We start from the raw sequence: 8,893 nt of genomic DNA, 5'->3' as shown, positions 1-8,893 counted from the left end.
ATCAACTCGTTCTTCGGGACGTCGCAGCTCTCGCAGTTCATGGATCAGATCAACCCGCTGGCCGAAATTACGCACAAACGCCGTCTGTCGGCCCTCGGCCCCGGCGGCCTTTCGCGCGACCGTGCCGGTTTCGAGGTGCGAGACGTACACTACACGCACTACGGCCGCCTCTGCCCGATCGAATCGCCGGAAGGCCCCAACATCGGTCTGATCTCGTCGCTGTGCGTTTATGCGAAGATTTCACCGATGGGATTCATCGAGACGCCTTACCGCACGGTGGAGAACGGCCGGATCGACCTGGACAACTCGCACATCCACTACTACTCGGCCGAGGAGGAAGAGGGCAAGATCGTGGCGCAGTCGAACATGCCGATCGACGACGAGGGCAATTTCCTGCAACCCGAGCGTATCAAGGCGCGTCAGGGAGCCGATTTCCCCGTGGTTACGGCGGACGAGGTGAACCTGATGGACGTGGCTCCGAACCAGATCGCTTCGATTGCGGCCAGCCTCATCCCGTTCCTCGAGCACGACGACGCCAACCGTGCGTTGATGGGCTCGAACATGATGCGCCAGGCCGTGCCCCTGGTAACATCGGAAGCCCCGATCGTCGGCACGGGTATCGAGAAGGATATGATCTCCGACAGCCGCATCCAGATTGTGGCCGAGGGCGACGGCGAGGTCGTTTTCGCCGACGCTACCAAGATACAGATCAAATACGAGCGTACGGAAGACGAGGTATTGGCCTCGTTCGAACCGGAAGTCACGACCTACGAACTTCCGCGTTACCGCCGTACGAACCAGAATACCTCCATCACGCTCAAGCCCGCCGTACTGACGGGCGACAAGGTCGTGAAGGGGCAGATCCTGACCGAGGGTTACTCGACGCAACACGGTGAGCTGGCCCTGGGCCGCAACCTGAAAGTGGCGTTCATGCCCTGGAAGGGTTACAACTTCGAGGATGCCATCGTGATCTCGGAGCGTATCCAGCGTGAGGATATCTTCACGTCGGTGCACGTCGACGAGTATATCATGGAGGTGCGCGACACCAAGCGCGGTGTCGAGGAACTGACCTCGGATATTCCGAACGTAAGCGAGGACGCCACCAAAGACCTCGATGCGAACGGTATCATCCGCATCGGTGCCAACGTACATCCGGGCGACATCCTGATTGGTAAAATCACCCCCAAGGGCGAGAGCGACCCCTCGCCCGAGGAGAAACTGCTGCGCGCCATCTTCGGCGACAAGGCCGGCGACGTGAAGGACGCTTCGCTCAAGGCGCAGCCGTCGCTGCACGGCGTGGTCATCGACACGAGGCTTTACAGCCGTGCGAACAAGGAGGGTAAGAAGGGCAAGAGCGCCGAGAAGGCGCAGCTCGAGAAGCTCGACGAGAAGTTCGCAGCCGAGATTTCGGAACTGACGAAGCGTTTGGTCGCCAAGCTGTGGACGCTGCTCCAGGGCAAGGCCACGACGGGCATCACCGACTATTTCGGCGTGGAACTCTATCCCGCAGGCACGAAGTTCTCGCAGAAACTGCTTGAGGAGATCGCCCGCAAGTCGACCGACGAGAAGACGGGCGTGGTGATGGGTTACCTGAACCTCGGCTCGTGCAAGTGGACGGGCGATGCCCATACCGATGCGTTGATCGAAGCTACCATTAATAATTATACCATCGAGTGGAAGAAGGCCGATGCCGTCATCAAGCGCGAGAAGTACAACATCACCAACGGTGACGAACTTCCGCAGACCGGCGTTATCCAGATGGCCAAGGTTTACATCGCCAAGAAGCGTAAGCTGAAGGTGGGTGACAAGATGGCCGGCCGCCACGGTAACAAGGGTATCGTCGCCCGTATCGTGCGCGACGAGGATATGCCGTTCCTCGAGGACGGTACGATCGTCGACATCTGCCTGAACCCGCTGGGTGTGCCTTCGCGAATGAACCTGGGACAGATCTACGAGACCGTGCTCGGATGGGCCGGCCGCGAGTTGGGCCTGAAGTTCGCAACGCCGATCTTCGACGGTGCCTCGCTCGATCAGATCAACGAGTACACCGCCAAGGCGGGCATCCCGCACAGCGGCCGTACGTACCTCTACGACGGCGGCACCGGCGAGAAGTTCGACCAGCCGGCTACGGTGGGCGTGATCTACATGCTCAAACTGGGCCATATGATCGACGACAAGATGCACGCCCGTTCGATCGGCCCCTACTCGCTCATCACGCAGCAGCCGCTCGGCGGTAAGGCCCAGTTCGGTGGACAGCGTTTCGGTGAGATGGAGGTTTGGGCGCTCGAAGGCTTCGGCGCCGCGAATATCCTGCAGGAGATTCTGACCATCAAGTCCGACGACGTGATGGGACGTGCCAAGGCTTACGAGGCGATCGTCAAGGGCGAGAACCTGCCCAAACCGGGTATTCCCGAGGCCATGAACGTGCTGCTGCACGAGTTGCGCGGCCTGGCCCTGTCGGTCAAACTCGAGTAAGGTGTATTTAGGATAAGAAAAACGAAGAACAAATATGTCAATTTCCAAAGACAATAAGACGAATAATGGTTACAGCCAGATTTCGATAGGCCTGGCCTCCCCCGAGGAGATCCTGGCACAGTCGAGCGGCGAGGTGCTCAAGCCCGAAACCATTAACTACCGTACCTACAAGCCCGAGCGCGACGGTCTGTTCTGCGAGCGTATCTTCGGCCCTGTCAAGGACTACGAATGCCATTGCGGCAAATACAAGCGCATCCGCTACAAGGGGATCGTCTGCGACCGCTGCGGTGTGGAGGTGACCGAGAAGAAGGTGCGCCGCGAACGCATGGGCCACATTTCGCTGGTCGTACCGGTGGTTCATATCTGGTATTTCCGTTCGCTGCCGTCGAAGATCGGCTACCTGCTGGGTATCCCGTCGAAGAAACTGGAGGCTATCATCTACTACGAGCGTTATGTCGTGATCAACGCCGGTGCCGCTGCCGAGCAGGGCATCGAACGTCTGGCAACGCTTTCGGAGAAGGAGTACCTCGACGTGCTGGCCGCCCTGCCCAAGGGCAACCAGGCGCTCGACGACAGCGACCCCAACAAGTTCGTCGCACAGATGGGCGCCGAGGCGGTCTATACGCTGCTCAAGCAGGTCGACCTCGACACGATGTCCTATGCACTGCGCCACAAGGCTTCGACCGAAACGTCGCAGCAGCGTAAGAGCGAAGCGCTCAAGTGCCTGAACGTCATCGAGTCGTTCCGTGCGTCGGAGGGCAAGAACAAGCCCGAATGGATGGTGCTGAACGTCATTCCGGTGATCCCGCCCGAGTTGCGCCCGCTGGTGCCGCTGGACGGCGGACGTTTCGCCACGTCCGACCTGAACGACCTCTACCGTCGTGTCATCATCCGTAACAACCGTCTGAAGCGCCTGATCGAGATCAAGGCGCCGGAGGTGATCCTGCGCAACGAGAAGCGTATGTTGCAGGAAGCCGTGGATTCGCTGTTCGACAACTCGCGCAAGAGCAATGCCGTGAAGAACGAGTCGAACCGTCCGCTCAAGTCGCTCTCCGACTCGCTGAAAGGCAAGCAGGGACGTTTCCGCCAGAACCTTTTGGGTAAGCGTGTCGACTACTCGGCGCGTTCGGTCATCGTCGTCGGCCCCGAGTTGAAGATGCACGAGATGGGTATTCCGAAGGACATGGCGGCCGAACTTTACAAGCCGTTCGTGATCCGCAAGCTCATCGAGCGCGGAATCGTGAAGACGGTGAAATCCGCAAAGAAGATCATCGACCGGAAAGACCCCGTGATCTGGGGCATTCTGGAGAATGTCATAAAGGGACACCCCGTGCTGATGAACCGTGCCCCGACGCTGCACCGCCTCGGTATCCAGGCTTTCCAGCCCAAGCTGATCGAGGGCAAGGCAATGCAGCTCCACCCGCTGGCATGTACGGCGTTCAACGCCGACTTCGACGGCGACCAGATGGCCGTGCACCTGCCCCTGGGCAATGCCGCCATCCTGGAGGCACAGTTGCTGATGCTCGGTTCGCACAACGTCCTTAACCCCGCCAACGGCGCACCCATCACCGTGCCGTCGCAGGACATGGTACTCGGCCTCTACTACATCACCAAACCCCGCAAGGGTGTCAAGGGCGAGGGCCGCGCATTCTATGGCCCCGAGGAGGCGATCATCGCCTACAACGAAGGCCAGGCCGACCTGCACGCCATTGTGAAGTGTATGGTGGACGACATCGACGCGGACGGCAACCCGGTACGCGAGCTGAAGGAGACGACCATCGGCCGAATCCTCTTCAACCAGGTGGTACCCAAGGAGGTGGGTTACATCAACGAGATCCTTACGAAGCGTTCGCTGCGTGACATCATCGCCGTGGTGATGAAGAAGGCCGGTGCCGACAAGGTGGCCGCGTTCCTCGACGACATCAAGGACATGGGTTACCGCATGGCATTCCGCGGCGGCCTGTCGTTCAACCTCGACGCCGTGATTATCCCCGATGCCAAGGAGAAACTCGTACAGGAAGGTTACGAGCGTTCGGACGCCATCATGGAGGACTACAACATGGGTCTTATCACCAACAACGAGCGTTACAACCAGATCATCGACGTCTGGACGAACATCAATACCAAGCTGACGAAGGTCGTGATCGACACGCTGATCAAGGACGACGACGGTTTCAACCCGGTATACATGATGCTCGACTCGGGCGCCCGCGGTTCGAAGGAGCAGATCCGTCAGCTGAGCGGTATGCGTGGCCTTATGGCCAAGCCGCAGAAGTCGGGTGTCGAGGGTGGCCAGCAGGTCATCGAGAACCCGATCCTCTCGAACTTCAAAGAGGGACTTTCGGTGCTCGAGTATTTCATCTCGACGCACGGTGCCCGTAAGGGTCTTGCCGATACCGCACTGAAGACGGCTGACGCCGGTTATCTGACGCGCCGTCTGGTTGACGTCGCACAGGACGTGATCATCAACGAGGAGGACTGCGGTACGCTCCGCGGCCTGACGGCTACGGCCATCAAGCGCAACGACGACGTCGTGCAGACCCTCTACGACCGTATTCTGGGCCGTGTCGCCCTGAACGACGTGATCCATCCGCTGACGGGCGAGGTCATCTGCAAGGCGGGCGAGGAGATCACCGAGGCGATTGCCGAGGCGATCGAGAAATCGCCGCTCGAATCGGTGGAGATCCGCTCGGTGCTGACCTGCGAGGCACGCCGGGGCGTATGCGCGAAGTGCTACGGCCGCAACCTTGCCACCGCACGCATGGTGCAGAAGGGCGAGGTCGTGGGTGTCATCGCGGCGCAGTCGATCGGCGAGCCGGGTACGCAGCTTACCCTCCGTACGTTCCACGTCGGTGGTGTGGCCGGAGGCTCGGCGGTCGAGACCAATGTCGTTTCGAAATACGAAGGCCGTCTGGAGATCGACGAGCTGCGCACCGTCAAGGGCAAGAATGCCTCCGGCGAGGCGATCAACATCGTCATTTCGCGCCAGTCGGAATTCCGCATCGTCGACCCGAAGACCGAGATCGTACTCTACACGCACAACCTGCCTTACGGCGCGACGCTTTTCATGGCGGACGGTGCCGAGGTCAAGAAGGGCGACCTGATCTGCGAATGGGATCCGTACAATGCCGTTATCATCTCCGAATACGAAGGTAAGGCCGTTTACGACAGCGTCGTCGAGGGTATTACCTACCGTGAGGAGCGTGACGAACAGACCGGCCTTTCGGAGAAGGTGGTCATCGAGTCGAAGGACAAGACCAAGAACCCCGTCATCAAGATCGTAAACAAGGAGGGCGAGGAGGTCAAGCAATACAACCTGCCCGTTTCGGCGCACGTCGTCGTGAAGGACAACGCCAAGATCAAGGCCGGCGATATCCTGATCAAGATTCCGCGTGCCGTCGGTAAGTCGGGCGGCGACATCACCGGTGGTCTGCCGCGTGTGACCGAGCTGTTCGAAGCCCGTAACCCGTCGAACCCGGCAATCGTGTCGGAAATCGACGGCGAGGTATCGTTCGGCAAGATCAAGCGCGGTAACCGCGAGATCATCATCACCTCGAAGCAGGGTGACGTGAAGCGTTACCTCGTGCCCCTGTCGCGTCAGATCATCGTGCAGGAGAACGACTACGTGAAGGCCGGCAGCCCGCTGTCCGACGGTGCGATCACCCCGAGCGACATCCTCAATATCCTCGGCCCGACGAAGGTGCAGGAGTACATCGTCAACGAGGTGCAGGAGGTATACCGCATGCAGGGTGTGAAGATCAACGACAAGCATTTCGAGGTCATCGTCCGCCAGATGATGAACAAGGTGAAGATCGAGGATCCGGGCGATACCCGGTTCTTCGAAGACCAGGTCGTCGACAAGTGGGAGTTCATGGATGTGAACGACGAACTTTACGACAAGGTGGTCGTCACCGATGCGGGCGATTCGACGTCGCTCCAGCCCGGGCAGATCGTTTCGCTGCGTAAGCTGCGCGACGAGAATTCGAGCCTCAAGCGCCGTGACCAGAAACCCGTGCAGGTGCGCGACATTGTGCCCGCTACTTCGACGCAGGTGTTGCAGGGTATTACCCGCGCCGCGTTGCAGACTTCGAGCTTCATCTCGGCGGCTTCGTTCCAGGAGACCACCAAGGTGCTCAACGAGGCTGCGATCCAGGCCAAGGTCGATCCGCTGGAAAACCTCAAGGAAAATGTTATCTGCGGTCACCTGATTCCCGGCGGTACGGGCCTGCGCGATTACGACAACCTTGTGGTCGGTTCGAAAGCCGAGCTGGAATCGCTCCAGCAGGCGCAGTAAATCCGAGGCTGCATATACGATTCGAAAGAAGCCGTTCCCTGGGGAACGGCTTCTTTTTATTTTGACCGGATTCTCGATTATCTTCAACCGTCATTGTCCCGATGGTTAGCTGGAGTCGAAATAGTTCGCACTCCCGGCGGCATTGCCAACCGTACTTTTTTCGGACGGATACGGTGTTTCTGTATGGAGGGGATGCGCAGGCAGGGAGGCCGGCATCGCTGACTTATGGTGCCGTAGCCCGGATTGCCGCGCAGGAACTCGAATACGAGGGTGATGCGGCAGGTGAGGCGGTCGACCGAATTTTTAGACGATGCCGCCGGACGGTTGGCTCGAACCGATGCGGTTCTACGGGAACCCGGAGTAGAAGCCGCCTGTGTCTACGATTCCGGGGGACGGCTTGTGGCACGCCGGGAGGAAGCCCACAATTACGATGGTGCTACGGAGCGGAGCTAAAGCTATGAATATGCGGATTCCGGCGCACGCGGCGACTGGACGGAGCGCAGGGCGACTGTGCAAAAGACAGCCGTGCAGCCGTTCAAAGGGCATGAACACGAGCGGTCGGAGGTCATTCGCTATCCGGATGCTTATCGGTCTGAGTTTTGGAAGATTCCCTGTTCCGAATTGCGAAAAATCCCGGAGCACAAAAAAACACGGTTCCCCGCCGTAAGAATCCTGTCCGGATTATTTCTTGCCGTTATAGCGCCTGGCGAGACCCCCTTCGGAGGTTTCCCGGTAGAGGCTCGGGAGGTTATGCCCGGTTTCGTTCATCACCTCCACGACCCGGTCGAAGCTCACCATGTGCGAGCCGTCGGAGAGCGTGGCGTAGGCGTTGGCATCGAAAGCCCGGGCTGCCGCAATCGCATTGCGTTCGATGCAGGGCACCTGCACCAATCCGCATACGGGGTCGCAGGTGAGCCCCAGGTGGTGTTCGAGCCCCATCTCCGCGGCGTATTCGATCTGCGAAGGGGTGCCGCCGAAAAGCTGGCATGCCGCGGCGGCGGCCATGGCACATGCCACGCCGACCTCGCCCTGGCAGCCGACCTCGGCGCCGGAGATCGAAGCGTTGGTTTTGGCCACGTTGCCGAACAGTCCCGCCGTAGCCAGGGCGCGCAGGATCCGGATGCGCAGGAAATCGCGCGAATTGGCCAGGTGGTAGAGCACTGCCGGAACCACGCCGCACGACCCGCATGTGGGGGCGGTTACGACGATGCCGCCGGATGCATTCTCTTCGGAGGTCGCCAGGGCGTAGGCGTAGATTTGGGCGCGGGATTTCAGCGAGTCGGTGTAGCTCTTCGACTTGACCCAGTAGGTGCTCGCCTTGCGGGCGACCTTGAGCCCTCCCGGCAGTACGCCGTCGTTGTTCAGGCCGCGCTGGATCGTTTCGCACATCACCGTCCATATCCGGTCGAGGTAATCCCATATTTCGGGGCCTTCGCAGTCGTTGACATATTCCCAATAGGTTTTTCCTTCGCGGTAGCACCAGTCCTTGATCTCCGAGATCGTCGTCAGCGGATAGATGCTGGCGGGTATCTCCAGGCGCGAACTCTCGTTCGCCAGGGCACCCCCGCCGATGCTGTATATCGTCCATCTGTCGACAACCTTGCCGGCTTTCAGCCCCTCGAACAACATGCCGTTGGGATGGAAGGGCAGCACGACCTTCGGCTCCCAGACGATCTGGGTCGGGGCGATGGGCTCCAGCACCGAAAGGATCGCCATGTCGGTGAGGTGTCCCTTGCCCGTGGCGGCAAGCGATCCGTAGAGTGTCACACGGTATGAATCGACGTCGCGACTACGTTCGGCAAAACGTTCGGCAGCCTTTTTTGGCCCCATCGTGTGGCTGCTCGACGGGCCGTTGCCGATCTTATATAATTCTTTGAGTGACTCCATAAACTGGCTTTATATGTGAGGCAAAGATAATGTAAATTGTCGGATGTTCCCTTTCCCGGCCGGAGATTTAAGCCGCTCCCGTCCGGGCGGAACGAAAAAAGGAAAAGGCCGGAACCTTTCCCTTTTCGTAGCCTCACCGCGACTCGAACGCGAATTTAGGGTTAGGAAACCTTGTATTTATCTAACGTATAAACCCTATATTCAGTAAATTGCGAATCGAGGTGAAAAATATTTGAC

3 protein-coding genes are annotated in these 8,893 nt (G+C 59.4%); 2 read left to right on the top strand and 1 reads right to left on the bottom strand.

Annotated features, from left to right (window positions below):
- A partial coding sequence (rpoB, locus tag QVP03_RS01875; RefSeq protein WP_288210595.1) for a DNA-directed RNA polymerase subunit beta occupies positions 1-2,475 on the top strand: 2,475 nt, incomplete at its 5' end.
- Positions 2,476-2,509: 34 nt separating this feature from the next.
- On the top strand, positions 2,510-6,769 hold the full coding sequence (gene rpoC / locus QVP03_RS01870) for a DNA-directed RNA polymerase subunit beta' (protein ID WP_022331970.1): 4,260 nt from the start codon (positions 2,510-2,512) through the stop codon (positions 6,767-6,769).
- A 681-nt stretch (positions 6,770-7,450) separates the two neighbouring features.
- On the opposite strand, the gene QVP03_RS01865 is transcribed toward rpoC, so the two are convergent.
- A complete protein-coding gene (locus QVP03_RS01865) occupies positions 7,451-8,656 on the bottom strand; it encodes an L-serine ammonia-lyase, iron-sulfur-dependent, subunit alpha (protein ID WP_022331969.1) in 1,206 nt (401 codons plus the stop codon).
- Between the last annotated feature and the right edge of the window lie 237 nt (positions 8,657-8,893).

The sequence above is a fragment of the Alistipes sp. CAG:29 genome (assembly GCF_000435435.1).
GTDB classification, from domain to species: Bacteria; Bacteroidota; Bacteroidia; order Bacteroidales; family Rikenellaceae; genus Alistipes; species Alistipes onderdonkii.
This window is presented reverse-complemented; position numbering and strand designations above follow the sequence as displayed.